27 protein-coding genes are annotated in these 25945 nt (G+C 43.3%); 26 read left to right on the forward strand and 1 reads right to left on the reverse strand.

Annotated elements, in window-relative coordinates; all coding sequences use genetic code 11:
- Positions 1-25: 25 nt before the first annotated feature.
- Positions 26-3586: a chromosome segregation protein SMC gene (gene smc / locus EFK13_RS08795; RefSeq protein WP_129505730.1), complete on the forward strand. Its 3561-nt coding sequence runs from the start codon at positions 26-28 to the stop codon at positions 3584-3586.
- Positions 3587-3605: 19 nt separating this feature from the next.
- A complete protein-coding gene (gene ftsY / locus EFK13_RS08800; RefSeq protein WP_129505729.1) occupies positions 3606-4595 on the forward strand; it encodes a signal recognition particle-docking protein FtsY in 990 nt (329 codons plus the stop codon).
- A gap of 31 nt (positions 4596-4626) precedes the next feature.
- Here the strand turns inward: ftsY and EFK13_RS08805 are convergent, their stop codons facing one another.
- Positions 4627-5112, reverse strand: a complete 486-nt coding sequence (locus EFK13_RS08805) for an Ig-like domain-containing protein (protein WP_129505728.1) — start codon at positions 5110-5112, stop codon at positions 4627-4629.
- Between the two features lie 179 nt (positions 5113-5291).
- On the opposite strand from EFK13_RS08805, the gene EFK13_RS08810 reads away from it, so the two are divergent.
- The 24 genes from EFK13_RS08810 to fliE all read left to right on the forward strand — a co-directional run bounded on the left by EFK13_RS08810 (position 5292) and on the right by fliE (position 25916).
- The gene (locus EFK13_RS08810) at positions 5292-5624 is read left to right on the forward strand and encodes a putative DNA-binding protein (protein WP_129505727.1); all 333 of its coding nucleotides are present in this window, start codon (positions 5292-5294) and stop codon (positions 5622-5624) included.
- A 13-nt stretch (positions 5625-5637) separates the two neighbouring features.
- A complete protein-coding gene (ffh, locus tag EFK13_RS08815) occupies positions 5638-6978 on the forward strand; it encodes a signal recognition particle protein (RefSeq protein WP_129505726.1) in 1341 nt (446 codons plus the stop codon).
- 105 nt (positions 6979-7083) lie between these two features.
- Positions 7084-7356 carry a 30S ribosomal protein S16 gene (gene rpsP, locus EFK13_RS08820; protein ID WP_003220815.1) on the forward strand — a complete coding sequence of 91 codons (273 nt, stop codon included), beginning with the start codon at positions 7084-7086 and terminating at the stop codon, positions 7354-7356.
- Positions 7356-7601 carry a KH domain-containing protein gene (locus EFK13_RS08825; RefSeq protein WP_003220817.1) on the forward strand — a complete coding sequence of 82 codons (246 nt, stop codon included), beginning with the start codon at positions 7356-7358 and terminating at the stop codon, positions 7599-7601. The genes rpsP and EFK13_RS08825 overlap by 1 nt, the downstream gene beginning before the upstream one ends.
- Before the next feature lie 122 nt (positions 7602-7723).
- A complete protein-coding gene (locus tag EFK13_RS08830; protein WP_014113772.1) occupies positions 7724-8110 on the forward strand; it encodes a YlqD family protein in 387 nt (128 codons plus the stop codon).
- Between the two features lie 4 nt (positions 8111-8114).
- On the forward strand, positions 8115-8639 hold the full coding sequence (rimM, locus tag EFK13_RS08835; protein WP_129505725.1) for a ribosome maturation factor RimM: 525 nt from the start codon (positions 8115-8117) through the stop codon (positions 8637-8639).
- Positions 8636-9367 (forward strand): tRNA (guanosine(37)-N1)-methyltransferase TrmD, encoded by a 732-nt coding sequence (gene trmD / locus EFK13_RS08840; RefSeq protein ID WP_129505724.1) that lies wholly within the window; start codon positions 8636-8638, stop codon positions 9365-9367. The genes rimM and trmD overlap by 4 nt, the downstream gene beginning before the upstream one ends.
- 139 nt (positions 9368-9506) lie before the next feature.
- Positions 9507-9854: a 50S ribosomal protein L19 gene (rplS, locus tag EFK13_RS08845; RefSeq protein ID WP_003220825.1), complete on the forward strand. Its 348-nt coding sequence runs from the start codon at positions 9507-9509 to the stop codon at positions 9852-9854.
- 144 nt (positions 9855-9998) lie between these two features.
- Positions 9999-10847 carry a ribosome biogenesis GTPase YlqF gene (gene ylqF / locus EFK13_RS08850; RefSeq protein WP_129505723.1) on the forward strand — a complete coding sequence of 283 codons (849 nt, stop codon included), beginning with the start codon at positions 9999-10001 and terminating at the stop codon, positions 10845-10847.
- Positions 10848-10917: 70 nt separating this feature from the next.
- Positions 10918-11685, forward strand: a complete 768-nt coding sequence (rnhB, locus tag EFK13_RS08855) for a ribonuclease HII (protein ID WP_129505722.1) — start codon at positions 10918-10920, stop codon at positions 11683-11685.
- Positions 11686-11714: 29 nt separating this feature from the next.
- Positions 11715-13442 carry a hypothetical protein gene (locus tag EFK13_RS08860; RefSeq protein ID WP_129505721.1) on the forward strand — a complete coding sequence of 576 codons (1728 nt, stop codon included), beginning with the start codon at positions 11715-11717 and terminating at the stop codon, positions 13440-13442.
- Positions 13439-13720 carry a FlhB-like flagellar biosynthesis protein gene (locus tag EFK13_RS08865; RefSeq protein ID WP_129505720.1) on the forward strand — a complete coding sequence of 94 codons (282 nt, stop codon included), beginning with the start codon at positions 13439-13441 and terminating at the stop codon, positions 13718-13720. Before EFK13_RS08860 ends, EFK13_RS08865 begins: the two co-directional genes overlap by 4 nt.
- Before the next feature lie 173 nt (positions 13721-13893).
- Positions 13894-15051: an ADP-forming succinate--CoA ligase subunit beta gene (gene sucC, locus EFK13_RS08870; protein ID WP_064813763.1), complete on the forward strand. Its 1158-nt coding sequence runs from the start codon at positions 13894-13896 to the stop codon at positions 15049-15051.
- Positions 15052-15079: 28 nt separating this feature from the next.
- Positions 15080-15982: a succinate--CoA ligase subunit alpha gene (gene sucD, locus EFK13_RS08875; RefSeq protein ID WP_003238566.1), complete on the forward strand. Its 903-nt coding sequence runs from the start codon at positions 15080-15082 to the stop codon at positions 15980-15982.
- A 60-nt stretch (positions 15983-16042) separates the two neighbouring features.
- Positions 16043-16936, forward strand: coding sequence for a DNA-processing protein DprA (gene dprA, locus EFK13_RS08880; RefSeq protein WP_129505719.1), 894 nt, complete (start codon positions 16043-16045; stop codon positions 16934-16936).
- Between the two features lie 186 nt (positions 16937-17122).
- Positions 17123-19198, forward strand: a complete 2076-nt coding sequence (gene topA, locus EFK13_RS08885) for a type I DNA topoisomerase (RefSeq protein ID WP_129505718.1) — start codon at positions 17123-17125, stop codon at positions 19196-19198.
- A 75-nt stretch (positions 19199-19273) separates the two neighbouring features.
- The gene (gene trmFO / locus EFK13_RS08890) at positions 19274-20581 is read left to right on the forward strand and encodes an FADH(2)-oxidizing methylenetetrahydrofolate--tRNA-(uracil(54)-C(5))-methyltransferase TrmFO (protein WP_129505717.1); all 1308 of its coding nucleotides are present in this window, start codon (positions 19274-19276) and stop codon (positions 20579-20581) included.
- Positions 20582-20648: 67 nt separating this feature from the next.
- A complete protein-coding gene (gene xerC, locus EFK13_RS08895) occupies positions 20649-21563 on the forward strand; it encodes a tyrosine recombinase XerC (RefSeq protein WP_064813767.1) in 915 nt (304 codons plus the stop codon).
- A gap of 12 nt (positions 21564-21575) precedes the next feature.
- Complete coding sequence (clpQ, locus tag EFK13_RS08900) at positions 21576-22121, forward strand: ATP-dependent protease subunit ClpQ (protein WP_064813768.1); 546 nt, start codon at positions 21576-21578, stop codon at positions 22119-22121.
- A gap of 7 nt (positions 22122-22128) precedes the next feature.
- Positions 22129-23541, forward strand: coding sequence for an ATP-dependent protease ATPase subunit HslU (gene hslU / locus EFK13_RS08905; RefSeq protein ID WP_283107639.1), 1413 nt, complete (start codon positions 22129-22131; stop codon positions 23539-23541).
- Positions 23542-23580: 39 nt separating this feature from the next.
- Positions 23581-24360 (forward strand): GTP-sensing pleiotropic transcriptional regulator CodY, encoded by a 780-nt coding sequence (gene codY, locus EFK13_RS08910; RefSeq protein WP_003220850.1) that lies wholly within the window; start codon positions 23581-23583, stop codon positions 24358-24360.
- 382 nt (positions 24361-24742) lie between these two features.
- Positions 24743-25132 carry a flagellar basal body rod protein FlgB gene (gene flgB, locus EFK13_RS08915; protein WP_129505715.1) on the forward strand — a complete coding sequence of 130 codons (390 nt, stop codon included), beginning with the start codon at positions 24743-24745 and terminating at the stop codon, positions 25130-25132.
- Positions 25132-25584, forward strand: a complete 453-nt coding sequence (gene flgC, locus EFK13_RS08920; RefSeq protein WP_129505824.1) for a flagellar basal body rod protein FlgC — start codon at positions 25132-25134, stop codon at positions 25582-25584. Before flgB ends, flgC begins: the two co-directional genes overlap by 1 nt.
- An 11-nt stretch (positions 25585-25595) precedes the next feature.
- Positions 25596-25916, forward strand: coding sequence for a flagellar hook-basal body complex protein FliE (fliE, locus tag EFK13_RS08925; protein ID WP_003238544.1), 321 nt, complete (start codon positions 25596-25598; stop codon positions 25914-25916).
- Positions 25917-25945 lie beyond the last annotated feature (29 nt).

Here is a 25945-nt window from a genome sequence, read left to right on the forward strand (position 1 = left end):
TACTTATTACATAAGGAGGATCGCTATGTTCCTCAAACGTTTAGACGTTATAGGATTTAAATCATTTGCAGAACGGATTTCCGTCGACTTCGTTAAAGGCGTGACAGCGGTTGTCGGCCCGAACGGAAGCGGAAAAAGCAACATCACAGATGCCATTCGCTGGGTTCTCGGCGAACAATCGGCCCGGTCTCTTCGCGGCGGAAAAATGGAAGACATCATTTTTGCCGGCAGTGATTCGAGAAAACGATTAAATTTAGCTGAAGTTACGCTTACGCTTGATAATGATGATCATTTCTTGCCGATTGACTTCCATGAGGTCAGTGTCACAAGGCGTGTGTACAGATCGGGCGAGAGTGAGTTTCTGATTAACAATCAGCCGTGCCGCTTAAAGGATATTATTGATTTATTTATGGACTCTGGCTTGGGTAAAGAAGCTTTTTCTATTATCAGCCAAGGGAAAGTGGAAGAGATCCTGAGCAGCAAAGCAGAAGATCGCCGCAGTATCTTTGAAGAAGCGGCCGGGGTGCTTAAATATAAAACGAGAAAGAAAAAAGCAGAAAATAAACTGTTTGAGACACAGGACAACTTAAACCGGGTAGAAGATATATTACATGAGCTTGAAGGACAGGTTGAACCTCTTAAAATTCAAGCTTCAATCGCGAAAGACTACCTGGAGAAAAAGAAAGAGCTCGAGCATGTTGAAATTGCGCTGACTGCCTATGATATCGAAGAACTGCATGGCAAATGGTCAACGCTTAAAGAGAAAGTGCAGCTCGCAAAGGAAGAAGAGCTCACTGAATCGTCGGCGATTTCTGCGAAAGAAGCAAAAATAGAAGCTACACGAGATAAAATTCAAGCGCTGGATGAGTCGGTAGATGAGCTCCAGCAAGTTCTGCTGGTAACAAGTGAAGAGCTGGAAAAGCTTGAAGGCCGTAAAGAAGTCCTGAAAGAACGCAAGAAAAACGCTGTGCAAAACCGAGAACAGCTTGAAGAAGCTATCGTTCAGTACCAGCAAAAAGAAACAGTCCTGAAAGAAGAGCTTGCGAAGCAGGAAGCTGTCTTTGAAACGCTTCAGGCAGAGGTGAAACAGTTAAGAGCTCAAGTAAAAGAAAAACAACAGGCTCTCAGTCTTCACAATGAAAATGTCGAAGAGAAAATTGAGCAGCTGAAAAGTGATTACTTTGAGCTGTTAAACAGCCAGGCTTCGATACGAAACGAGCTTCAGCTGCTGGATGACCAGATGTCCCAATCCGCTGTCACATTGCAGAGGCTTGCGGACAACAATGAAAAGCATCTTCAGGAACGGCGCGATATTTCTGCGCAAAAAGCCGCATGTGAAACGGAGTTTGCCCGAATTGAGCAGGAAATTCACAGTCAAGTCGGCGCATATCGTGACATGCAGACAAAATATGAGCAGAAAAAGCGCCAATACGAAAAAAATGAATCCGCTCTGTATCAGGCATACCAATACGTTCAGCAAGCGAGATCAAAAAAGGACATGCTTGAGACGATGCAGGGAGATTTCTCCGGCTTTTATCAAGGAGTTAAAGAAGTGCTGAAAGCGAAAGAGCGGCTCGGCGGAATTCGCGGAGCGGTCCTTGAGCTGATCTCAACAGAACAGAAGTATGAAACGGCCATGGAAATTGCGCTCGGTGCTTCTGCCCAGCATGTCGTGACCGACGATGAACAGTCTGCCCGCAAAGCGATTCAATATTTAAAACAAAATTCCTTCGGCCGGGCGACGTTTCTGCCTCTTTCTGTTATCAGAGACCGTCAGCTCCAGAGCAGGGATGCGGAAACAGCAGCCGGGCATTCGTCATTTCTCGGAGTTGCAAGTGAACTAGTCACATTTGATCCCGCGTATCGCCGCATCATCCAGAACCTTCTTGGAACCGTGCTGATCACAGAGGATTTAAAGGGTGCAAACGAGCTTGCGAAGCTTCTAGGGCACCGGTACCGCATCGTAACCCTTGAGGGAGATGTTGTGAATCCGGGTGGTTCAATGACGGGCGGCGCGGTTAAAAAGAAAAATAACTCGCTGCTTGGAAGAAGCAGGGAACTTGAAGATGTGACGAAACGGCTCGCTGAAATGGAAGAGAAAACAACACTGCTTGAACAGGAAGTCAAAACCCTTAAGCAATCCATTCAGGATATGGAGAAAAAACTGGCTGACTTAAGAGAAACCGGGGAAGGCTTAAGATTAAAGCAGCAGGATGTAAAAGGCCAGCTGTACGAACTTCAAGTTGCCGAGAAAAATATCAACGCCCATTTAGAGCTTTATGATCAAGAAAAATCTGCTCTGTCAGAAAGCGATGAAGAGAAGAAAGCGCGCAAACGCAAGCTGGAAGAGGAGCTTTCTGCCGTATCAGAAAAGATGAAACAGCTTGAAGAGGATATTGACAAACTGACCAAACAAAAACAAACTCAATCCTCAACGAAAGAATCTCTCTCCAACGAGCTGACTGAGCTGAAGATCACAGCGGCCAAAAAAGAACAGGCATGCAAGGGTGAAGAAGACAACCTTGCCAGAGTAAAGAAAGAGCTCACAGAAACAGAGATCGCGTTAAAGGAAGCGAAAGAAGATTTAAGCTTCTTAACCTCAGAGATGTCATCGAGCACAAGCGGTGAAGAAAAGCTGGAAGAAGCCGCAAAACATAAATTGAATGACAAAACGAAGACAATCGAACTGATTGCGTTAAGACGCGATCAGCGCATCAAGCTTCAGCATGGACTTGATACGTATGAGCGTGAACTGAAAGAAATGAAACGCCTGTATAAACAAAAAACAACGCTCTTAAAAGACGAAGAAGTCAAACTCGGCCGGATGGAAGTAGAGCTTGATAATTTACTTCAGTACTTGCGGGAGGAATACAGTTTATCCTTTGAGGGGGCAAAAGAGAAATATCAGCTTGAAACTGATCCAGAGGAAGCCAGAAAGCGCGTGAAGCTGATTAAACTCGCAATTGAAGAGCTGGGCACCGTAAACCTCGGAAGCATAGATGAGTTTGAGAGGGTCAACGAACGGTATAAGTTTCTGTCAGAACAAAAAGAAGATTTGACTGAAGCAAAAAATACCTTGTTCCAAGTGATTGAAGAAATGGATGAAGAAATGACGAAACGCTTTAACGACACATTTGTCCAAATCCGTTCACACTTTGATCAAGTTTTCCGCTCCTTATTCGGAGGAGGACGAGCTGAACTGAGGCTCACCGATCCTAACGATTTGCTTCACTCAGGAGTCGAAATTATCGCACAGCCGCCGGGGAAAAAACTGCAAAACTTAAACCTTCTGTCAGGCGGAGAGCGCGCGCTTACTGCTATAGCGCTCTTGTTCTCAATCTTAAAGGTTCGGCCTGTGCCGTTTTGCGTCCTTGACGAAGTAGAGGCTGCGCTTGACGAAGCGAATGTGTTCCGATTTGCGCAGTATTTAAAAAAATACAGCAGCGATACCCAGTTTATTGTGATTACCCACCGAAAAGGAACGATGGAAGAAGCGGATGTGCTATACGGCGTAACAATGCAGGAATCCGGTGTTTCCAAGGTAATCTCAGTTAAGCTGGAAGAAACAAAAGAATTCGTTCAGTAACGAGGAAAGAGGTTAAAAGATGAGCTTTTTTAAAAAATTAAAAGAGAAAATCACAAAACAGACAGATTCCGTATCTGAAAAGTTTAAGGATGGCCTTGAAAAAACAAGAAACTCCTTTCAAAACAAAGTGAATGATCTTGTATCCCGTTACCGTAAAGTGGATGAGGATTTCTTCGAGGAGCTTGAAGAGGTTCTCATCAGCGCGGATGTCGGTTTTACAACCGTTATGGAATTAATAGATGAGCTGAAAAAAGAAGTCAAACGCAGAAATATTCAAGATCCGCAGGAAGTCCAGTCTGTTATTTCTGAAAAGCTGGTCGAGATTTATAACAGCGGAGATGAGCAAATTTCCGGGCTGAACATTGAGGATGGACGTTTAAACGTTATCCTTCTGGTAGGTGTAAACGGGGTCGGCAAAACGACAACGATCGGAAAGCTTGCCCATAAACTAAAGCAAGAAGGAAAATCTGTCGTACTTGCTGCCGGAGACACATTCAGAGCGGGAGCCATTGAACAGCTGGAAGTATGGGGAGAGCGTACGGGAGTGCCTGTCATTAAACAGACGGCCGGAAGCGATCCTGCGGCTGTCATCTACGATGCTGTACATGCTGCGAAAGCTAGAAATGCCGATGTATTAATCTGTGATACGGCAGGACGTCTCCAAAACAAAGTAAACCTGATGAAAGAGCTTGAAAAAGTCAAGCGTGTCATCGAAAGAGAAGTACCTGAAGCGCCGCATGAGGTGCTGCTTGCCCTTGATGCCACAACTGGCCAAAACGCAATGGCGCAGGCCAAAGAGTTCTCTAAAGCAACAAACGTTACCGGCATTGCATTAACAAAGCTTGACGGTACGGCAAAAGGCGGTATCGTCCTCGCGATCCGCAATGAGCTTCACATTCCGGTTAAACTAGTCGGGTTAGGTGAAAAAGTTGATGATCTTCAGGAATTTAATGCTGAATCGTATGTATACGGCCTCTTTTCAGATTTAGTGGAAAAAGCCGACGATTAAAAAAGGCCCTCACATGGGGGCCTTTTTCTTTTTATCTTCTCACTTGATAGGCAAAATGATAAAGGCTGTTATCGGTGGATACCAGTCTCGAATCTCCTGAGTAAACTCTGAATGGAATGATGTCATAGTAATGAACAGAGACAGATGTGTAATACGTGTAGTACCCAGCAGCTGGCCCCAAATACATTGGAACCGCAAACGTTCCGTTTGCATCGGTTGTTCCTGAAGCTGTTTGTGTTGTATTTCCGACTTTCGTATCTGCTTCGAATCTTACTGGGGCGTTTGGCACCGGCTGTCCGTTTTGGTCGAGTAATTTGCCGCTTATCGTAATATTGTACTTAACTCGCCAAAATTGACCTTGGCCGTAATTGATTTTGCCGTAAACGCCTCCATCTGTGCTGATATTTGTGATTGAAGCCTTATAAGGCGCCTCGGCAGCGTCTGCTTGCTGTGCCGGGACAAAGATTGAAAAAACGGCTGCTAAGCACAACATAAACAATAAACCGATTTTTTTCATAAATAGTCCTCCTTTAAAATAGGGTTCTTATACAATATCGGAATAAACTGGATTATATTTAGCGTATTTTGGAAAAGGGCAATCGCTGCTTTGACAAGATAAAAACTTGACAGTCTCAATGAAACCGTGTAAACTAAGTTATCGTAAAGGGATTTGACTTAACAAAGGGGAGAGCTCAAATGTCACTCGAAAAGACAACGCGAATGAATTATCTGTTTGATTTTTATCAGTCGTTGTTGACGTCAAAACAGAAGAGCTATATGTCGCTTTATTATTTGGACGATTTCTCCCTAGGCGAAATAGCCGAAGAATATGAGGTTTCAAGACAAGCTGTTTATGATAACATCAAACGAACAGAAGCAATGCTTGAACAATATGAAGAAAAGCTGCTCCTTTTGAAAAAGTTTCAGGAGCGTAAAGAGATGTTTAATAAGCTGAAGGAGCTTGCTTCCGGTTCAAAAGAAGAGGAAGAAGTTACAGCTCTGATTGAAGCGCTTGAGAAATTAGATTAGGAGGCGGCAAACTATGGCATTTGAAGGATTAGCCGACCGACTGCAGCAGACGATTTCTAAAATCCGCGGAAAAGGGAAAGTCAGCGAACAAGACGTAAAAGATATGATGCGTGAGGTTCGTCTTGCGCTGCTTGAGGCTGACGTTAACTTTAAAGTAGTCAAGGATTTTGTCAAAAAAGTAAGTGAACGCGCTGTAGGCCAAGACGTCATGAAAAGTCTGACGCCTGGCCAGCAGGTCATTAAAGTTGTTCAAGAGGAACTGACTGAGCTGATGGGCGGCGAAGAGAGCAAAATCGCCGTCGCAAAAAGGCCGCCGACTGTTATTATGATGGTCGGTCTCCAAGGTGCCGGTAAAACGACAACAAGCGGTAAACTTGCGAATCTGCTGCGCAAAAAGCATAATCGCAAACCGATGCTGGTTGCTGCCGATATTTACCGCCCAGCCGCTATTAAGCAGCTGGAAACGCTCGGCAAACAGCTTGACATGCCTGTTTTCTCTCTTGGTGATCAGGTCAGCCCTGTGGAAATAGCTAAACAGGCTATTGAAAAAGCCAAGGAAGAACATTATGACTATGTCATTTTGGATACGGCAGGCCGCTTGCATATTGACCATGAACTGATGGATGAACTGACCAAGGTAAAAGAAATCGCGAATCCGGAAGAAATCTTCCTGGTTGTCGATTCAATGACCGGTCAGGACGCTGTGAATGTTGCCCAAAGCTTTAATGAACAGCTCGGGCTAACCGGTGTTGTGTTAACCAAGCTTGATGGAGACACACGCGGCGGTGCTGCGCTTTCTATTCGCGCGGTCACAAACACGCCGATTAAGTTCGCTGGTTTAGGCGAAAAGCTTGACGCGTTAGAACCGTTCCATCCTGAACGCATGGCATCAAGGATTCTCGGCATGGGTGACGTGCTGACATTGATTGAAAAAGCACAGGCCAGCGTTGATGAAGACAAAGCCAAAGAGCTGGAACAAAAAATGAGAACGATGAGCTTCACATTGGACGATTTTCTGGAGCAGCTCGGGCAGGTCAGAAATATGGGGCCGCTTGATGAACTTCTGCAAATGATGCCGGGTGCAGGCAAAATGAAAGGCCTGAAAAACATCCAAGTGGATGAAAAGCAGCTGAATCATGTGGAAGCGATCATCAAATCAATGACCGTTCTTGAAAAAGAACAGCCGGATATCATCAATGCCAGCCGGCGGAAGCGGATTGCGAAAGGAAGCGGGACATCCGTGCAGGAAGTCAACCGTCTGCTTAAGCAGTTTGACGAAATGAAAAAAATGATGAAGCAGATGACAAACATGTCAAAAGGTAAGAAAAAAGGGTTTAAGCTACCTTTTATGTAATCGGTTATACATGATAAAACCGTTGTTAAGAAAAAACACTTTACAAACACTTTTATCATTGTTAATATACTATCTTGTTGAAATATTTTCGGAGGTGCTAGTAAAATGGCAGTAAAAATTCGTTTAAAACGTATGGGAGCAAAAAAATCTCCTTTCTATCGTATTGTTGTAGCAGATTCTCGTTCACCACGTGACGGCCGTTTCATCGAAACAGTCGGAACTTACAACCCGGTTGCAAAACCAGCGGAAGTAAAAATCGACGAAGAGCTTGCTCTTAAATGGCTTCAAACTGGAGCGAAACCATCTGATACAGTTCGCAACTTGTTCTCTAGCCAAGGAATCATGGAAAAATTCCACAACGCTAAACAAGGCAAGTAATGACTGATCAACACTTGGAAGATTTGATTGTCCGAATTGTGACGCCGCTTGTTGATCATCCAGATGACATTCGCGTCATAAGAGAAGAAACCGATCAAAAGATTGCGCTGCGCTTATCTGTCCATAAGTCAGATACCGGTAAAGTTATCGGAAAGCAAGGTCGGACTGCAAAAGCGATTCGAACAGCTGTATTTGCAGCTGGCGCACAGTCTTCTAAGAAAGTTCAATTTGAGATATTTGACTAAAAAGGGAGAGGGCCGGCACCTCCCCTTTTTTTACACGCAAAAAAAGGGTAAACTGATAGAAGCTTAGGCAAAATAGTAAAGCCTGGGCCGAAAAAAGTTTTAAAAGCGGGGAGCTTGGTGCGATGCAAATTATTCACCGTGTAGCCGTTATGCAAGTCTTAACCGAGCGCAGCAAAGAAAAGCTTTTAGCTTCTTTTGCCGAAAAGAAACAAATGCTTGAACGAGAATGCAGCCAGCTCTATTTTCAGCTTAGAAAACATGAGAAAGAACAGCAAAACCCAGATATGATTGAACAATTTAAAAAGGCAATAGAAAAGCGGAAAGATAATATAAAAATAATCGATTTTCAAATTGCTCAAGTACATACATTGCCGCTCGGCAGTGAGATGAAAGAAAAGGAAGTCGATGCGCTGCTGACGATTGAAGCCGGGGATGACTGGCATGAGAAAACAGCAGCAAACACCATCGTCATAAAAGACGGAAAAGTAATTGAAATTCGCCAGAGGTGATCATATGACAAAGCGATGGTTTAATGTAGGTAAAATCGTAAATACCCACGGAATTAAAGGCGAAGTACGGGTAATTTCGAAAACGGATTTTGCCGAAGAACGGTACAAGCCTGGCAACACGCTGTATTTGTTTATGGACGGCCGTAACGAACCAGTGGAAGTAACGGTAAACACGCACAGAATGCATAAGCAATTTCATCTGCTGCAGTTTAAAGAAAGACCAAGCCTGAATGAAGTAGAAGAACTGAAAAACGCAATCATTAAAGTTCCTGAAGAAGATTTGGGAGACCTGAATGAGGGTGAATTTTATTTCCACGAAATCATCGGGTGCGAAGTATTTACCGAGGACGGCGAGCTGATTGGAAAGGTCAAAGAAATTTTGACGCCGGGAGCAAATGATGTATGGGTCATCGGCCGAAAAGGGAAAAAAGACGCGTTGATTCCTTACATTGAATCAGTAGTCAAACATATCGATGTCAGCGAAAAGAAAATTGAGATTGAACTCATGGAAGGATTAATAGACGAATGAAAATCGACTTTTTGACGCTGTTTCCTGAAATGTTTGAAGGCGTGCTCGGTTCATCGATTCTTCAAAAAGCCCAAGACAAAGATGCGGTGCAGTTTCAGGTTGTGAATTTTCGCGAGTATTCGGATAACAAGCACAATACTGTGGACGATTATCCTTATGGCGGCGGCGCGGGCATGGTTCTCAAGCCTCAGCCTGTTTTTGACGCGGTCGAGGACCTGACTGCAAAGGCAGCCGCTGCTCCGCGTATTATCCTCGTTTGTCCGCAAGGTGAACGTTTTACCCAAAAAAAAGCAGAGCAATTAGCGAAGGAAGAGCATTTGCTGTTCATTTGCGGGCATTATGAAGGCTATGATGAACGCATTCGCGAGCATCTGGTGACGGATGAAATATCAATTGGCGACTTTGTTCTAACGGGCGGTGAGCTTCCCGCAATGATGATTGCAGACAGTGTGGTCAGGCTGCTTCCTGGTGTGCTGGGCAAAGAGGCTTCCCATATTGAGGATTCATTCAGCACCGGCCTGTTAGAACACCCGCATTATACAAGACCGGCAGATTATAAAGGTTTAAAAGTGCCTGGCACACTTCTATCAGGAAACCATGAAAAAATCAAAGAATGGCGAAATAAAGAATCGATCAGAAGGACCTATGTAAGACGTCCGGATCTTTTGAAAGACTATCCGCTTACAGAGCAGCAAAGAAAATGGATTTCCGAATGGGAAAAAGAATAGATTTTATTGCATAGACTATGAAATTGTGATAAGATACTACTTGTGGCTTAAGCGGGCTTATCCGCTGCAAGCTTGAAAACGATGTTCCGCTGTGCCGGATTTTGTGGCCAAGAGCATCTGTTGGAAGGAGTTGAAAACGATGCAAAAACTAATTGAAGATATCACAAAAGAACAGCTTCGTACTGATCTTCCTGCGTTCCGTCCTGGTGACACTTTACGTGTACACGTTAAAGTTGTTGAGGGTAACCGTGAGCGTATCCAGATCTTTGAAGGTGTTGTGATTAAGCGTCGTGGTGGTGGAATCAGCGAAACGTTCACAGTTCGTAAGATTTCTTACGGTGTTGGTGTTGAACGTACTTTCCCTGTACACACACCAAAAATCGCGAAAATCGAAGTTGTACGTTACGGTAAAGTACGCCGTGCTAAGCTTTACTACCTGCGTGAACTTCGCGGAAAAGCGGCTCGTATTAAAGAGATCAGACGATAATGATAACGAACGAAAAGAGCTTGTTACCTGTAACAAGCTCTTTTTTTATACAGAATTTGAAAATGCCGTACAGGCATCGTAAAATACATAAAGTACAACAAAGAATCATGCATACTGAAGAGATAAAGGCGGTGTTCGTGTCACATGACAATTCAATGGTTCCCGGGCCATATGGCAAAGGCAAGGCGGGAAGTAACCGAAAAATTAAAATTAATCGATATTGTATATGAATTGGTAGATGCCAGAATTCCGATGTCATCAAGAAACCCAATGATTGAAGACATTCTAAAAAATAAGCCGCGAATTATGCTGTTAAACAAGGCGGACAAAGCAGATGCGGCAGTTACACAGCGGTGGAAAGAGCACTTTGAGGACCAGGGGATCCGCTCTCTATCCATTAATTCTGTAAACGGTCAAGGCTTAAATCAAATTGTGCCGGCGTCAAAAGAGATTCTCCAGGAGAAATTTGACCGGATGAGAGCGAAAGGCGTGAAGCCGAGAGCGATTCGCGCTTTGATCATAGGCATTCCAAACGTCGGAAAATCAACGCTCATCAACCGGCTGGCAAAGAAAAACATAGCGAAAACGGGAGACAGACCTGGTATTACGACATCACAGCAGTGGGTCAAAGTCGGGAAAGAATTAGAGCTCTTAGATACACCGGGAATTCTATGGCCTAAATTTGAGGACGAGCTTGTCGGCTTGAGGCTCGCAGTCACCGGGGCTATTAAAGACTCGATAATCAATCTGCAGGACGTTGCCGTGTTTGGCCTTCGTTTTCTCGAAGAACACTATCCTGAACGGCTTAAAGAGCGCTACGGCCTTGATGAAATCCCAGAGGACATAGCGGAGTTGTTTGATGCAATAGGTGAAAAGCGCGGCTGTCTCATGAGCGGAGGGCTCATTAACTACGATAAGACGACTGAAGTCATCATTCGCGATATCCGCACTGAAAAGTTCGGCAGGCTGTCATTTGAACAGCCGACTATGTAAAGGCGCGCAGAAATGCGGGTCTTTATTTTTTCCTGGGCGAACCGATACATACAGTAAGGGAGAAGAGAAAGTGAATACATTAACCGTAAAGGACATTAAAGACCGTTTGCAGGGAGTGAAGGATGAACATGACCCATTCCTTGCCCAGTGTGAAAACGACCCGAGAAAAAGCGTTCAAACGCTTGTAGAGCAATGGCTTAAAAAGCAGGCGAAAGAAAAAGCGCTGAAAGAACAATGGGTCAACATGACTTCATATGAAAGACTGGCAAGAAACAAAGGATTTCGCTTGATTGCCGGTGTTGACGAGGTCGGCCGGGGGCCATTGGCCGGACCCGTTGTCGCCAGCGCAGTCATCCTTCCAGAGGAATGTGAAATACTTGGGCTGACAGACTCCAAAAAGCTTTCAGAAAAAAGGCGTGAGGAATATTACGAGCTTATTATGAAAGAAGCGCTGGCGGTTGGAATAGGAATTGTAGAAGCTTCTGTTATTGATGAAATTAATATATATGAAGCTTCAAAGATGGCAATGGTGAAAGCGATACACGATATGTCAGATACACCCGATTATTTGCTTGTTGACGCAATGACGCTGCCGCTTGACACGAATCAGTCATCAATTATAAAAGGCGATGCTAAAAGCGTGTCTATTGCGGCAGGTGCGTGTATCGCGAAAGTAACGAGAGACCGAATGATGAGCGATTATGCCAAAATATACCCGATGTATGGTTTTGAAAAAAATAAAGGCTATGGGACAAAAGAACATTTGGAAGCTCTCGCAGCATACGGCCCAACTGAATTGCACCGCAAAACTTTCGCTCCTGTTCAATCATTCAGTTAAACCAGTGGACAAGGAGGCACCTCTTTTCAATGAATATACGAAATGATGTACAAAAGGCGCTGCAGCACCTTTTTGGACATACACCAGTCACGCAGGAAACGACAAATGCCAGCGAATCGCTAAACGGGGAGAAGCGTCTCCTTTTAGGAAAAGTGCTTCGTTTATTAGGAGACCAGCATGCGCTGATCCAAGTCGGTAATCAAACGATCCAGGGAAAACTTGAAACCCAGCTTCGTCCTCAGGCATACTATTGGTTTTCCTACGAAAAAAAAACGGCAGAACAGACAGGGCGCCTTCAGGTCGTTCAAAGCTTTGGCCAGAATCCCAAAACCATTCAGGATGCAGCTGGCAAGCTTTTAAATGCCATGTCTGTGAAGCCGTCAAATGCTGCTATCATGATGACTGGCGCTATGCTGAAAAGCAAAACACCCGTAACAGAAAATGATATCAAAACAGCTGTCCGCTGGATGGATACACTGCCTGCTTCAGATGCAAAAAAAGCGATTGAAACGGTTTTGTTCGCTTTAAAGCGTGATCTCCCCATTCACCCCGAGGTTTTGAGCGGTGTTCATGCTGTGAAATCGCCTGTTCCGCTGCATCAGCACGTATCCCAGCTTCTTCAGGCAATCAATCAAAATCCTCAGCAGGGTCAAATCACGGCAAAGCTGAAAGAAGCAGTTACGGCACTTTTTAATAGTGAAATCGATGTCCACGCAGAGCGTCTGATTGCTAAGCTTATCTCTTTAACAGACAATACCAAAGCACCTTCTTCAGGCAATACATCTGGAAACAGGGAGATTAGCGCACCAGCCGAGCCCTCAGGGAAGGCCAGCTTGTCGCTTGCAAACACAGAGGAACAGAGAAGCATACAAGGAGAGCCTATTAAAACAGCAGCAGACATTCCAATCAAAGAAGCCCGTCAGCTGTTGGCAAAGCTGGCGGATTCTGCAGAAAAAAACAGTCTCCAAATTGTGAAAGAAGCAGCAAATTGGATTAAAGCGGCTGCTTCATCGGGTGATAGCAAGCCGCAAGAAGTTTCTGCTGTTTTACAGGCGGCACAAGTCACAGATCAGGAAGCCGAAGTCTTTTTAAAGGCTGTTCAGCAGACAGCCCCTCATTTGGCGGATAAGGCAGATGTTCTTTCTTTCTTATCCAAAGTGAAAACGGCAATCGGCGCAAGGGACGAGCTTGCGTTCATTAAAGCGTTTGAACAAGGAGGCGCAGTCACACCTGACGATATACAATCCATCAAGCTGGCACTTCATGCCGCAAGAGCGTCGCATGAGGTAGCCGAACCAGTCAAACAGGAAGCTGATCAGCTGTTTCATAAACTAAACGGCCAGCTTTTCATGCAGCAGGACCATCCGTCATACAGCCAAATTGTAATGTCGTTTCCGCTGTTTTCGAAGTCGGGGGTTCAGGACATGACGGTTCTGTTTAAAGGAAAGAAAGAAGCGGACGGAAAGCTTGATCCATCCCATTGCCGCCTTTTGTTTTTGCTGCAGCTGGATACGTTAAAAGAAACCGTCGTTGATTGCCTGATACAGCAAAAAGTTATGACCATTACAATTGAGACTGATTTCGAGCTTCAGGCTGCGATTGATCCGATGGTGCCCGCGCTTAAACAAGGTCTCAAGGAAATGGGATACAGCCTTTCAGGAGTAAACGCTAAAAAAAGGATTCACTCCGAAGAGAAGGCTTCAATCGATCAATATGTAACAAGCATCAGTGATCAGGAAGTGGATGTGAAAATATGAAAGAACAGACGCCGATCAGAAAAGCAGTGGCTCTCCACTATGACGAACAAAAAGACAAGGCGCCGAGAGTGATTGCCACAGGAAAAGGCCATGTAGCCGACAACATTATCAAAGAAGCGAAAAAGGCAGGGGTCCCGATTCAAGAAGATCGGACCCTTGTCGAATTAATGCGTCATTTGACTGTGTATGATCAAATCCCGGAAGCTCTTTATGAAACAGTAGCCGAGATTTTTTCGTTCATTTACAGATTGGATGAAAGTGTAAAAAACAAAAAATAGCTGAAATATTCCCCATCCTCCGTTAGAAATTTATGTTTTTAATAAAATAAAAGTTTGAATGTTTAGAAGGATTTAAAGATTTTGCATCGAACTCTAGACAATTCTTCCAGTATTATTATAGAATGAAAGCGCAGTCTATTTTAGTTTTGTTACATAAGTTAGGAGGATGGGAAATGAATATCCATGAGTACCAGGGAAAAGAAGTCCTCAGAAAATATGGGGTATCTGTTCCTGAAGGTAAAGTGGCTTTTACAGCAGAAGAAGCAGTTGAGAAAGCAAAGAGCTTATCCAGCTCGGTTTATGTCGTAAAGGCTCAAATTCATGCTGGCGGTCGAGGCAAAGCTGGTGGGGTAAAAATAGCAAAATCATTAGACGAAGTGAAAGCGTATGCCGAAGAACTTTTAGGGAAGACCCTAGTTACACATCAGACGGGTCCGGACGGCCAAGTAATAAAACGCTTACTTATTGAAGAAGGCTGCGATATTAAAAAAGAATACTACGTAGGGCTCGTGCTTGACCGCGCCACTTCCAGAATCGTTCTGATGGCTTCTGAAGAAGGCGGAACGGAAATTGAAGAAGTAGCGGAGAAAACACCGGAAAAAATCAAAAAAGCTGTCATTGATCCGGCTGTCGGCCTCCAAGGCTATCAAGCCAGAGAAATCGCATTCGCTATTAATATTCCAAAGGAGCTCGTGGGAAAAGCTGCTAAATTTATGCTTGGACTATATAAAGCGTTTGTTGAGAAAGACTGCTCAATCGCCGAAATTAATCCGCTCGTTGTCACTGGTGACGGAAATGTAATGGCGCTTGATGCGAAATTGAATTTCGACAGCAATGCGTTGTACAGACAAAAGGACATTTTGGAGTACAGAGATTTGGATGAAGAAGATCCGAAAGAAATCGAAGCGTCCAAATATGACTTAAGCTACATTTCCCTTGACGGAAATATTGGCTGTATGGTAAACGGCGCGGGACTTGCAATGTCCACAATGGATATTATCAAGCATTATGGAGGAGAACCGGCCAACTTCCTTGATGTGGGCGGCGGTGCAACCGCAGAAAAAGTCACGGAAGCATTTAAAATCATTCTTTCTGATCAAAACGTTAAAGGGATTTTTGTCAACATTTTCGGCGGCATTATGAAATGTGATGTCATCGCAGAAGGGGTTGTTGAAGCGACAAGACAAGTCGGTTTGACATTGCCGCTTGTCGTCCGTCTTGAAGGCACAAACGTGGATCTAGGGAAGAAAATCCTTAGTGAATCAGGATTAAATATTACATCTGCGGAATCAATGGCTGACGGCGCGCAGAAAATCGTATCCTTAGTTTAGGAAAGAATGAAAGGCAGGGGACCAGATAATGAGTGTTTTTATTAATAAAGATACAAGAGTTATTGTGCAAGGGATTACAGGTTCTACCGCTTTATTTCATACGAAGCAGATGCTCGAATACGGCACAAATATCGTAGGCGGTGTAACACCTGGAAAAGGCGGAACTGAAGCGGAAGGTGTTCCTGTATTTAATACAGTGGCTGAAGCCGTTCAAACGACCGGCGCTAACGCGTCTGTTATATATGTGCCGGCACCATTTGCAGCTGATGCGATTATGGAAGCGGTAGATGCCGAGCTTGATCTCGTGATTTGTATCACAGAGCATATTCCGGTTTTGGACATGGTGAAGGTCAAACGCTTCATGGAAGGCAAGAAAACGAGACTGATAGGGCCGAACTGCCCTGGTGTCATTACGCCTGAAGAATGTAAAATCGGCATTATGCCTGGATATATCCATAAAAAGGGCCATGTAGGCGTTGTATCGCGTTCAGGAACATTAACATACGAAGCGGTGCACCAGCTGTCAGAAGCGGGTGTAGGACAATCTACAGCTGTTGGAATCGGCGGCGACCCTGTAAATGGCACAAACTTTATTGACGTTTTAAAAGCGTTTAACGAAGATCCTGACACACACGCTGTCATCATGATTGGCGAAATCGGCGGTACTGCTGAAGAGGAAGCGGCAGAGTGGGTAAAAGCCAACATGACAAAACCGGTCGTCGGTTTTATCGGCGGTAAAACAGCACCTCCAGGGAAACGCATGGGGCATGCAGGCGCCATCATTTCAGGCGGGAAAGGGACAGCTGATGAAAAAATCAAAACCCTTAATGCATGCGGAATAGAAGTTGCAGAGACACCTTCTGTAATGGGTGAAACCTTAATTAAAGTGCTGAAAGAAAAGAACTTGTTCGAAACTTGCAAAACGCATTAATAAAGAAGGGACAGCCATCAAGGCTGTTCCTGCTTTTTCTGTCAAAAGGAGGTCAATATATTGGATCAGGCCGCTGCCTGTTTAATGATTTGCAGAATCAATCAATTATTATCCCCATCTCTTCTATTAAAATGGTGGAAAGCCGATCCGTCTATGTCGCTGACATCATCCGTGTTAGAAACTGTTACTCGCGGTAAAATAAAGACAGCTGCACTGAAAAACAAAATAGAAGAACATTATCCAAAGCTTCAGCGTCTGCTTGATGCTTACCATGAGGAAGGCATTATCCCCATCCCGATTTCTTCAAAGCAATATCCTATCTGGCTGAAAACGATTTATGATCCCCCCGCCGTCCTGTTTGCTAAGGGTGATATGACCCTTCTATCGAAAGGGAGGAAAATTGGAATGGTAGGGACAAGACATCCGACAGCTTATGGGATACAAGTTATCAATCATCTTACAAAAGAGCTTTGCCGTAAAGATTGGGTGATTGTCAGCGGGCTGGCGTCTGGGATAGACGGAATGTCCCATGCTGCAAGTATTAGGGCGAAGGGGCGGACAATCGGCGTCATTGCAGGCGGATTTCAGCATATTTATCCCCGGGAAAACCTTCAGTTAGCAGATCACATGGCTAAACACCATATCCTTCTGTCAGAACACCCACCTGAAACCAAACCCCAAAAATGGCATTTCCCTATGAGAAATCGTATCATCAGCGGACTAAGTGAAGGCATTATTGTCGTACAGGGCAAAGAAAAAAGCGGTTCACTGATTACTGCATATCAAGCGCTGGAACAAGGGAGAGAAGTATTTGCCGTACCCGGTTCATTATTTGACCCTTACGCCGGAGGTCCTATAAAACTGATTCAGCAGGGGGCTAAAGCCATAAGGTCAGCAGACGATATTTTCGAGGAGCTTCCGGAGAGAAACGTTCAATATACGGAACTCTTTTGAATTATCGTTTGACAAACGGTATTGTAATATTTAATAATAGTGAGGATTTAAAGTTGCATATTGTTTTCTGTTTAAATAATGACGTTCATCATAAAGAATGAAATGTTGAAAGCCAAATAAAGACAGCTGCAAAAATAAAATTGAAATACTTGAAAAGAGAGAGAACACCTCTTGAGGGGGATGAAAATGTCTGATTATCTAGTCATCGTGGAATCGCCCGCTAAGGCGAAAACGATTGAACGTTACTTAGGTAAAAAATATAAAGTGAAAGCATCAATGGGACATGTCCGGGATCTTCCGAAAAGTCAAATGGGAGTTGACATAGAACAGAATTTCGAACCGAAATATATTACCATTCGAGGAAAAGGACCGGTATTAAAAGAGCTGAAAACGGCTGCGAAAAAGGCCAAAAAAGTCTATCTCGCAGCCGACCCCGACAGAGAAGGGGAAGCGATTGCATGGCACTTGGCGCACAGTCTTGATTTAGATCTCAATTCAGACTGCCGTGTGGTGTTTAATGAAATTACAAAAGACGCCATTAAGGAATCGTTTAAGCATCCACGCATGATCAATATGGATTTAGTGGATGCACAGCAGGCGAGACGTATTTTAGACAGGCTTGTCGGATATAAAATCAGTCCTATCCTTTGGAAAAAAGTCAAAAAAGGGCTTAGCGCAGGCCGCGTGCAATCCGTTGCCCTCCGTTTGATTATTGATCGTGAAAAAGAAATTAACGATTTTAAGCCAGAGGAATATTGGACGATTGACGGCACGTTCTTAAAAGGACAGGAAACGTTTGAAGCGAGCTTTTTCGGAAAAAACGGCAAAAAACTTCCTTTAAATAGTGAAGCCGATGTAAAAGACATTCTTTCTCAGCTTAAAGGCAATAAATACACAGTTGAAAAAGTAACGAAAAAGGAACGCAAGCGTAATCCAGCCTTGCCTTTTACCACTTCCACCCTGCAACAGGAAGCGGCGCGCAAGCTCAATTTCAGAGCGAAGAAAACGATGATGATTGCACAGCAATTATATGAAGGAATCGATCTTGGAAGAGAAGGAACTGTCGGTCTGATCACGTATATGAGAACGGATTCAACTCGTATTTCAAATACGGCGGTTGATGAAGCAGCTGCATTTATTGATCAGGCATACGGCAAAGAGTTCTTAGGCGGCAAACGCAAGCCTGCGAAAAAGAATGAAAATGCCCAGGACGCTCACGAAGCTATCCGCCCGACATCAGTTCTCAGAAAACCAAGTGAATTAAAAGCAGTACTTGGCAGAGATCAGATGAGATTATATAAATTAATTTGGGAGCGCTTTGTTGCCAGCCAAATGGCATCTGCTGTTCTCGATACAATGAGTGTCGACTTGACAAACAATGGTTTGACATTTCGTGCAAATGGAAGTAAAGTCAAATTTTCCGGGTTTATGAAGGTGTATGTTGAAGGAAAAGACGACCAACTGGAAGAAAAAGACCGGATGCTGCCCGACTTAAAAGAAGGCGACACGGTATTATCAAAAGATATAGAACCGGAGCAGCATTTTACCCAGCCGCCTCCGCGCTTTACTGAGGCACGGCTCGTTAAAACCCTTGAAGAACTAGGAATCGGCCGTCCTTCCACATATGCTCCGACGCTTGATACCATTCAGCGGCGCGGCTACGTGGGTTTGGATAATAAACGCTTTGTTCCGACTGAACTGGGACAGATCGTTCTTGACTTGATCATGGAATTTTTCCCGGAAATCATTAACGTTGAGTTTACAGCGAAAATGGAAAAAGACCTTGATCATGTTGAAGAAGGCAGCACCGAATGGGTTAAAATTATTGATAACTTCTATACCGATTTTGAAAAACGGGTCAAAAAAGCTGAATCGGAAATGAAGGAAGTTGAAATCGAGCCGGAATATGCAGGGGAAGATTGTGAATTGTGCAATTCTCCAATGGTATATAAGATGGGCCGATACGGTAAATTCTTAGCTTGCTCCAACTTCCCGGACTGCCGGAACACCAAACCGATTGTGAAACAAATCGGCGTGAAGTGCCCGAGCTGCGGTGAAGGTAATATTGTAGAGCGAAAATCGAAAAAGAAACGGGTTTTTTACGGCTGTGACCGTTATCCAGAGTGTGAATTCGTTTCTTGGGACAAACCAATTGAACGAAAATGCCCGAAATGCGGAAAAATGCTGGTCGAGAAAAAACTCAAAAAAGGCATACAAGTCCAATGCGTGGAATGCGATTATAAGGAAGAACCACAGAAGTAGCGGTGAGCAGGGTCTTGCTCACCTTCTTTGTGTGTTAAAAGAAGGCCTTGAATAATAAACTAGGAGATGTGAAAGATGAACCAACAAACAGTGAATGTAATCGGAGCCGGACTCGCAGGAAGTGAAGCGGCATGGCAGCTTGCCAAACGGGGGATTCAAGTCAAGTTATATGAAATGCGCCCTGTTAAACAAACGCCTGCGCACCATACAGATAAATTTGCCGAGCTTGTGTGCAGCAACTCCCTGCGTTCCAATACGCTCGCTAACGCTGTCGGTGTATTAAAGGAAGAAATGCGGGCGCTTGATTCCGCCATCATCGCGGCTGCTGACGAATGTTCGGTGCCTGCCGGCGGCGCTCTTGCAGTAGACCGTCATGAATTTGCCCAAAGTGTGACAAATCGGGTTAAAAATCATCCAAACGTAACCGTTATTAATGAAGAAGTGACAGAAATTCCTGAAGGTCCTACCATTATCGCAACGGGTCCATTAACATCTGAATCACTGTCTGCCCAACTGAAAGAGCTGACTGGAGAGGATTATTTATATTTTTATGACGCAGCTGCGCCAATTGTAGAAAAAGACAGCCTTGATATGGATAAAGTGTACTTGAAATCCCGTTATGATAAAGGTGAAGCGGCATATTTGAACTGCCCGATGACAGAAGAAGAGTTTGACCGTTTTCATGAAGCATTAACATCGGCAGAGACAGTACCATTAAAAGAATTTGAAAAAGAAATTTTCTTTGAAGGCTGCATGCCGATTGAAGTCATGGCAAAACGGGGAAAGAAAACAATGCTTTTCGGACCGATGAAGCCGGTTGGTTTAGAGCATCCTGTTACAGGAAAGCGTCCTTATGCTGTTGTTCAGCTCAGACAGGATGATGCAGCAGGAACACTCTATAATATTGTAGGATTCCAGACTCATTTAAAATGGGGAGACCAAAAGGAAGTTCTCAAATTGATTCCGGGCCTTGAAAATGTAGAAATCGTCAGATACGGCGTGATGCATAGAAACACGTTCATTAACTCTCCAAGCCTGTTAAAGCCTACTTATCAATTTAAAAACCGCAGTGATCTGTTCTTTGCAGGCCAAATGACGGGAGTAGAAGGATATGTGGAATCAGCTGCTTCAGGACTAGTAGCAGGTATTAATGCGGCTAAACTTGTTTTAGGAGAAGAGCTTGTTACTTTCCCTCAGGAAACAGCAATAGGCAGTATGGCTCACTATATTACAACAACAAACCAGAAGAACTTCCAGCCGATGAATGCAAACTTTGGGCTTTTAAAAGAATTGCCTGTTAAAATTAAAAATAAAAAAGAGCGTAATGAACAATACGCGAATCGTGCGATTGAGACAATTCAAACAATTTCGAAAACAATATAGGTATTGATTGCAACCTGAACGCGATTTGTGATACCATTTAAAAGCCCTTCCTGGGGAGGTATTAGGCATGGAGAATGTTAAGAATTTCGTAAAGTTATTCGTAGAATATTTACAAATTGAAAAAAATTATTCACAATATACTATTGTGAATTATGTGGATTCAATTGAAGAATTCGAGACTTTCCTGCGCGTTCAAGGTATAAATGGATTTGAAGAAGCTGCATATCAAGATACTAGGATTTTTTTGACGGAAGCCTATGAAAAAGGTTTATCGAGAAGAACAATAAGCAAAAAGATATCTGCATTAAGAAGCTTTTATAAGTTTCTGATGCGTGAAAAGCTTGTTGAAGAGAATCCGTTTCAGCTTGTTCATCTGCCAAAACAAGAGAAACGGATACCGAAGTTTCTATATCAAAAAGAGCTTGAGGAACTGTTTGAAGTTTCAGATATAAGCCAGCCGACCGGAATGAGGGACCAAGCGCTGTTAGAGCTTCTCTATGCCACCGGAATGAGGGTCAGTGAATGCTGTTCCATAACTGTTAACGACGTTGATTTATTTATGGACACTGTCCTTGTTCACGGTAAAGGCAAGAAGCAGCGCTATATCCCCTTTGGGTCTTACGCCCGCGAAGCGTTGAAGGTATATATGAATAGCGGAAGACAGTGCTTGCTGATGAAAGCAAAAGAACCTCATGACCTATTATTCGTAAATCAAAGAGGCGGACCGCTTACGGCCCGAGGCATCAGACATATTTTGAGCGGGCTTGTTCAAAAAGCGTCCGGTACTTTACATATCCATCCGCATATGCTTCGACATACGTTCGCCACTCATCTGTTAAACGAAGGAGCAGATTTGAGAAGCGTTCAGGAACTGCTCGGGCATTCCAATCTGTCTTCGACACAGATATACACGCACGTTTCGAAGGAAATGTTGAGAAACACATATATGTCTCACCATCCAAGAGCTTTTAAGAAAAATTAAAGGAGGCCCTTTATGTCATCTTTTCATGCGACCACAATATTTGCCGTGCAGCATAAGGGACGAAGCGCTATGTCCGGAGACGGGCAAGTGACATTTGGTCAGGCTGTTGTCATGAAACACACTGCAAGAAAAGTGAGAAAACTGTTTAACGGCAAGGTTCTTGCCGGGTTTGCAGGATCTGTTGCAGACGCTTTCACTTTATTCGAAAAGTTTGAAGCTAAGCTTGAAGAATATAACGGCAACATAAAACGGGCGGCTGTTGAGCTTGCGAAGGAATGGCGCAGCGATAAAGTGCTTAGAAAGCTTGAAGCCATGCTGATTGTTATGAATCAGGATACTTTGCTTCTCGTATCGGGAACAGGCGAGGTGATTGAACCAGATGACGGCATTCTCGCGATTGGATCAGGAGGCAACTATGCTTTGGCAGCCGGAAGAGCTTTGAAAAAGCATGCCGGTGAAAGTATGTCTGCAAGTGAGATTGCTAGAGCCGCGTTAGAAACAGCAGGCGAAATTTGTGTTTACACGAACGATCAAATCATACTGGAAGAGCTTGAATAGAAAGGACTTGAGGCGCATGGAAAAAAAACCGTTAACTCCAAGACAGATTGTAGATCGGTTAGACCAATATATTGTCGGTCAGCAAAACGCGAAAAAAGCTGTCGCCGTGGCATTAAGAAACCGCTATAGAAGAAGTCTTCTGGATGAAAAGCTGAAGGACGAGGTCGTTCCGAAAAACATTTTAATGATGGGGCCTACCGGCGTTGGAAAAACTGAAATTGCCAGAAGAATCGCCAAGCTTTCAGGAGCGCCATTTATCAAAATTGAAGCAACAAAATTTACCGAAGTCGGCTATGTAGGCAGAGATGTTGAATCAATGGTCAGAGACCTTGTGGAAACTTCTGTTCGGCTTATAAAAGAAGAGAAAATGAATGAAGTAAAGGAGCAGGCAGAAGAAAATGCAAACAAACGCATTGTTCGTCTGTTAGTTCCTGGGAAGAAAAAACAATCAGGCGTTAAAAATCCGTTTGAAATGTTTTTTGGCGGGAGCCAGCCGAACAGCGAAGATGAAGCGGAGAGCCAGGAAGAAGCCAACATTGAGGAAAAAAGAAAACGCATGGCGCATCAGCTCGCTTTAGGAGAGCTCGAAGACTACTATGTAACAGTAGAAGTCGAAGAGCAGCAGCCTTCTATGTTTGACATGCTGCAGGGCTCGGGTATGGAGCAGATGGGTATGAATATGCAGGATGCTCTGAGCGGATTAATGCCAAAGAAAAAGAAACGGCGCAAAATGACAGTCAGAGAAGCCAGAAAAGTCCTGACGAATGAAGAAGCAAGCAAACTCATCGATATGGATGAAGTCAGCCAGGAAGCTGTTCAGAGAGCGGAAGAGAGCGGCATTATCTTTATCGACGAGATTGATAAAATTGCAAAAAACGGCGGCGCATCATCCTCTGCCGATGTATCAAGAGAAGGCGTTCAGCGGGATATCCTTCCGATCGTTGAGGGTTCTACCGTTGTCACTAAATATGGTTCGGTAAAAACAGACCATGTGTTATTTATTGCAGCAGGAGCGTTTCATATGGCCAAACCATCTGATTTGATTCCTGAGCTGCAAGGGCGTTTTCCGATTCGTGTAGAACTGAGCAAACTCACGGTAGACGACTTCGTGAGGATTCTGGTTGAGCCGGATAATGCGCTGCTGAAACAATATCAGGCATTATTGCAGACAGAAGGTATATCTCTTGAATTTTCTGACGAAGCTATTCATAAGATTGCTGAAGTAGCTTATCATGTGAACCAGGACACAGATAATATTGGTGCGAGACGCCTTCATACAATACTTGAACGTCTATTAGAAGATCTGTCGTTTGAAGCTCCTGATGTAACAATGGAGAAAATAACGATTACACCGCAGTATGTCGAAGATAAGCTCGGAACGATAGCCAAAAACAAAGATTTAAGTCAATTTATATTGTGAAAAATTTAATAAGAGGAATGTTTAGGAGGATTATTTAACATGGCTTTATTACAAAAAACAAGAATTATTAACTCCATGCTGCAAGCTGCGGCAGGGAAACCGGTAAACTTCAAGGAAATGGCGGAGACGTTGCGGGATGTAATTGATTCCAATATTTTCGTTGTAAGCCGCAGAGGCAAACTCCTTGGATATTCTATTAATCAGCAAATTGAAAATGATCGTATGAAAAAAATGCTTGAGGATCGTCAATTCCCTGAAGAATATACGAAAAATCTGTTTAATGTCCCTGAAACCTCTTCTAACTTGGATATTAATAGTGAATATACTGCTTTTCCTGTTGAGAACAGAGACCTGTTCCAAGCTGGTTTAACAACAATTGTACCGATCATCGGAGGCGGAGAAAGATTAGGAACACTCATTCTTTCACGTTTACAGGATCAATTTAATGACGATGACTTAATCCTTGCTGAATACGGCGCTACAGTTGTCGGAATGGAAATTCTGAGAGAAAAGGCAGAAGAAATTGAAGAGGAAGCAAGAAGCAAAGCTGTCGTTCAAATGGCTATCAGTTCGCTTTCTTACAGTGAGCTTGAAGCAATTGAGCACATTTTTGAAGAGCTTGACGGAAACGAAGGCCTACTTGTAGCAAGTAAAATCGCTGACCGCGTCGGCATTACCCGTTCTGTTATTGTTAACGCACTCAGAAAGCTTGAAAGCGCGGGTGTCATTGAGTCAAGATCATTAGGAATGAAAGGTACTTATATCAAAGTCCTAAACAACAAATTCCTAATTGAACTAGAAAATCTAAAATCTCATTAATCACAAAAAGAACTCCTTCATAAAGGGGTTCTTTTTTTATTTCAAATAAAGGAAATCACTAAGCTTTATTTCCTGGGTTGAAAGTCTTTCTTTGTAATAATTTTAATAAAACTTATGTTTTCCTTCAAAAAGACTCAAAAATGACGAAAATAATAAAGAAAAAACAGAAATTCTGCTATTTTCAGGCTTATATCAAAGCCGAAAACGTAGTTCAAATAATCTAGGACTATGTACCTAGTTGTAAAATAGATAATTGTGAGGACATTTTTTTACACGAACTTCATAGACTTTATGCCTGTTATTTCTTACAATAAGCATATAGTTTTACAATTCTCGACAAGGATAATGAGGGTGAAAAAAACTGAAATGGAGGTAAGTGGATTTGAGCTTATTTTCTGGAACGATACAAAATCTTGAAAATGCCTTGAACAGAGCGGATATTAAGCAAAAAGTCATAACTAATAATATCGCCAATATAGATACACCGAACTATAAGGCAAAAAAAGTCTCTTTCCAAAATTTATTAGATCAAGAATCCTCGCGTCTTGATGCGATAAAAACAGACTATCGTCATGTTGATTTTTCTGATACTGATTCGAATTATTCAATTGTAACGAGCGGAGATACATCGTATCAGCAAAACGGAAACAATGTTGATGTCGACAAAGAGATGACAGAGTTGGCACAAAATCAAATCAACTATCAAGCTTTAGTTGAAAGAATGAACGGTAAATTTAATTCGCTGAAGACCGTATTAACAGGAGGAAAATGATGACAGCTTTTCATAGCTTAAATGTTTCAGCATCAGCTTTAACAGCTCAGCGTGTCAGAATGGACGTTGTATCGTCTAACTTGGCTAATATGGATACGACAAGAGCTAAGCAGGTGAATGGAGAGTGGGTGCCTTACAGAAGAAAAATGGTCTCCCTACAGTCAAAAGGTGAATCGTTCTCTTCCATTCTTAACTCACAAATGAGCGGAAGCGGCAATGCTGGAAACGGTGTAAAGGTTTCAAAAGTCACAGAAGATGATTCGGAATTTAATCTTGTCTATGATCCGACAAACCCTGATGCAAATGCTGAAGGTTATGTACAAAAGCCTAATGTTGATCCGTTGAAAGAAATGGTTGACCTTGTCAGCAGCACAAGATCATACGAGGCGAATGTCACGGCGATGAATGCCACAAAGGGAATGCTGATGAAGGCGTTAGAAATCGGAAAGTAAGGTGAATGAATGTGATTAATGCAATTTCTCCTTTTCAGGTTCAAAATACTCAAAACACTCAAAATGCAACAAATCAAGTAAACAATAGCCAAAAAACAGATTCTTCAAATCAAACAAGCTTTTCGGAGCTTTTAAAAAACTCTATTAGTTCGTTAAATGAGTCCCAAGTAGCTTCTGACAACATGACTAATGCCTTAGCAGCAGGAAAAGATGTAAATCTTGATGAGGTCATGATCGCCGCTCAAAAAGCAAGCATCTCTCTAACTGCAGCAACAGAGTTCCGCAATAAAGCTGTGGAAGCTTATCAGGAGATTATGAGAATGCAAATGTAGGGGGTCCGACGATTAAGAGAAAGAGTGGA

The organism is Bacillus cabrialesii (assembly GCF_004124315.2).
GTDB classification, from domain to species: Bacteria; Bacillota; Bacilli; order Bacillales; family Bacillaceae; genus Bacillus; species Bacillus cabrialesii.

What these genes read in the sequence shown, in the direction of transcription:
- smc (WP_129505730.1), top strand. Translation starts at nt 26, where the DNA reads ATGTTCCTCAAACGTTTAGACGTTATAGGATTTAAATCATTTGCAGAA.
- ftsY (WP_129505729.1), top strand. Translation starts at nt 3,606, where the DNA reads ATGAGCTTTTTTAAAAAATTAAAAGAGAAAATCACAAAACAGACAGAT.
- EFK13_RS08805 (WP_129505728.1), bottom strand. Translation starts at nt 5,112, where the DNA reads ATGAAAAAAATCGGTTTATTGTTTATGTTGTGCTTAGCAGCCGTTTTT.
- EFK13_RS08810 (WP_129505727.1), top strand. Translation starts at nt 5,292, where the DNA reads ATGTCACTCGAAAAGACAACGCGAATGAATTATCTGTTTGATTTTTAT.
- ffh (WP_129505726.1), top strand. Translation starts at nt 5,638, where the DNA reads ATGGCATTTGAAGGATTAGCCGACCGACTGCAGCAGACGATTTCTAAA.
- rpsP (WP_003220815.1), top strand. Translation starts at nt 7,084, where the DNA reads ATGGCAGTAAAAATTCGTTTAAAACGTATGGGAGCAAAAAAATCTCCT.
- EFK13_RS08825 (WP_003220817.1), top strand. Translation starts at nt 7,356, where the DNA reads ATGACTGATCAACACTTGGAAGATTTGATTGTCCGAATTGTGACGCCG.
- EFK13_RS08830 (WP_014113772.1), top strand. Translation starts at nt 7,724, where the DNA reads ATGCAAATTATTCACCGTGTAGCCGTTATGCAAGTCTTAACCGAGCGC.
- rimM (WP_129505725.1), top strand. Translation starts at nt 8,115, where the DNA reads ATGACAAAGCGATGGTTTAATGTAGGTAAAATCGTAAATACCCACGGA.
- trmD (WP_129505724.1), top strand. Translation starts at nt 8,636, where the DNA reads ATGAAAATCGACTTTTTGACGCTGTTTCCTGAAATGTTTGAAGGCGTG.
- rplS (WP_003220825.1), top strand. Translation starts at nt 9,507, where the DNA reads ATGCAAAAACTAATTGAAGATATCACAAAAGAACAGCTTCGTACTGAT.
- ylqF (WP_129505723.1), top strand. Translation starts at nt 9,999, where the DNA reads ATGACAATTCAATGGTTCCCGGGCCATATGGCAAAGGCAAGGCGGGAA.
- EFK13_RS08860 (WP_129505721.1), top strand. Translation starts at nt 11,715, where the DNA reads ATGAATATACGAAATGATGTACAAAAGGCGCTGCAGCACCTTTTTGGA.
- EFK13_RS08865 (WP_129505720.1), top strand. Translation starts at nt 13,439, where the DNA reads ATGAAAGAACAGACGCCGATCAGAAAAGCAGTGGCTCTCCACTATGAC.
- sucC (WP_064813763.1), top strand. Translation starts at nt 13,894, where the DNA reads ATGAATATCCATGAGTACCAGGGAAAAGAAGTCCTCAGAAAATATGGG.
- sucD (WP_003238566.1), top strand. Translation starts at nt 15,080, where the DNA reads ATGAGTGTTTTTATTAATAAAGATACAAGAGTTATTGTGCAAGGGATT.
- topA (WP_129505718.1), top strand. Translation starts at nt 17,123, where the DNA reads ATGTCTGATTATCTAGTCATCGTGGAATCGCCCGCTAAGGCGAAAACG.
- trmFO (WP_129505717.1), top strand. Translation starts at nt 19,274, where the DNA reads ATGAACCAACAAACAGTGAATGTAATCGGAGCCGGACTCGCAGGAAGT.
- xerC (WP_064813767.1), top strand. Translation starts at nt 20,649, where the DNA reads ATGGAGAATGTTAAGAATTTCGTAAAGTTATTCGTAGAATATTTACAA.
- clpQ (WP_064813768.1), top strand. Translation starts at nt 21,576, where the DNA reads ATGTCATCTTTTCATGCGACCACAATATTTGCCGTGCAGCATAAGGGA.
- codY (WP_003220850.1), top strand. Translation starts at nt 23,581, where the DNA reads ATGGCTTTATTACAAAAAACAAGAATTATTAACTCCATGCTGCAAGCT.
- flgC (WP_129505824.1), top strand. Translation starts at nt 25,132, where the DNA reads ATGACAGCTTTTCATAGCTTAAATGTTTCAGCATCAGCTTTAACAGCT.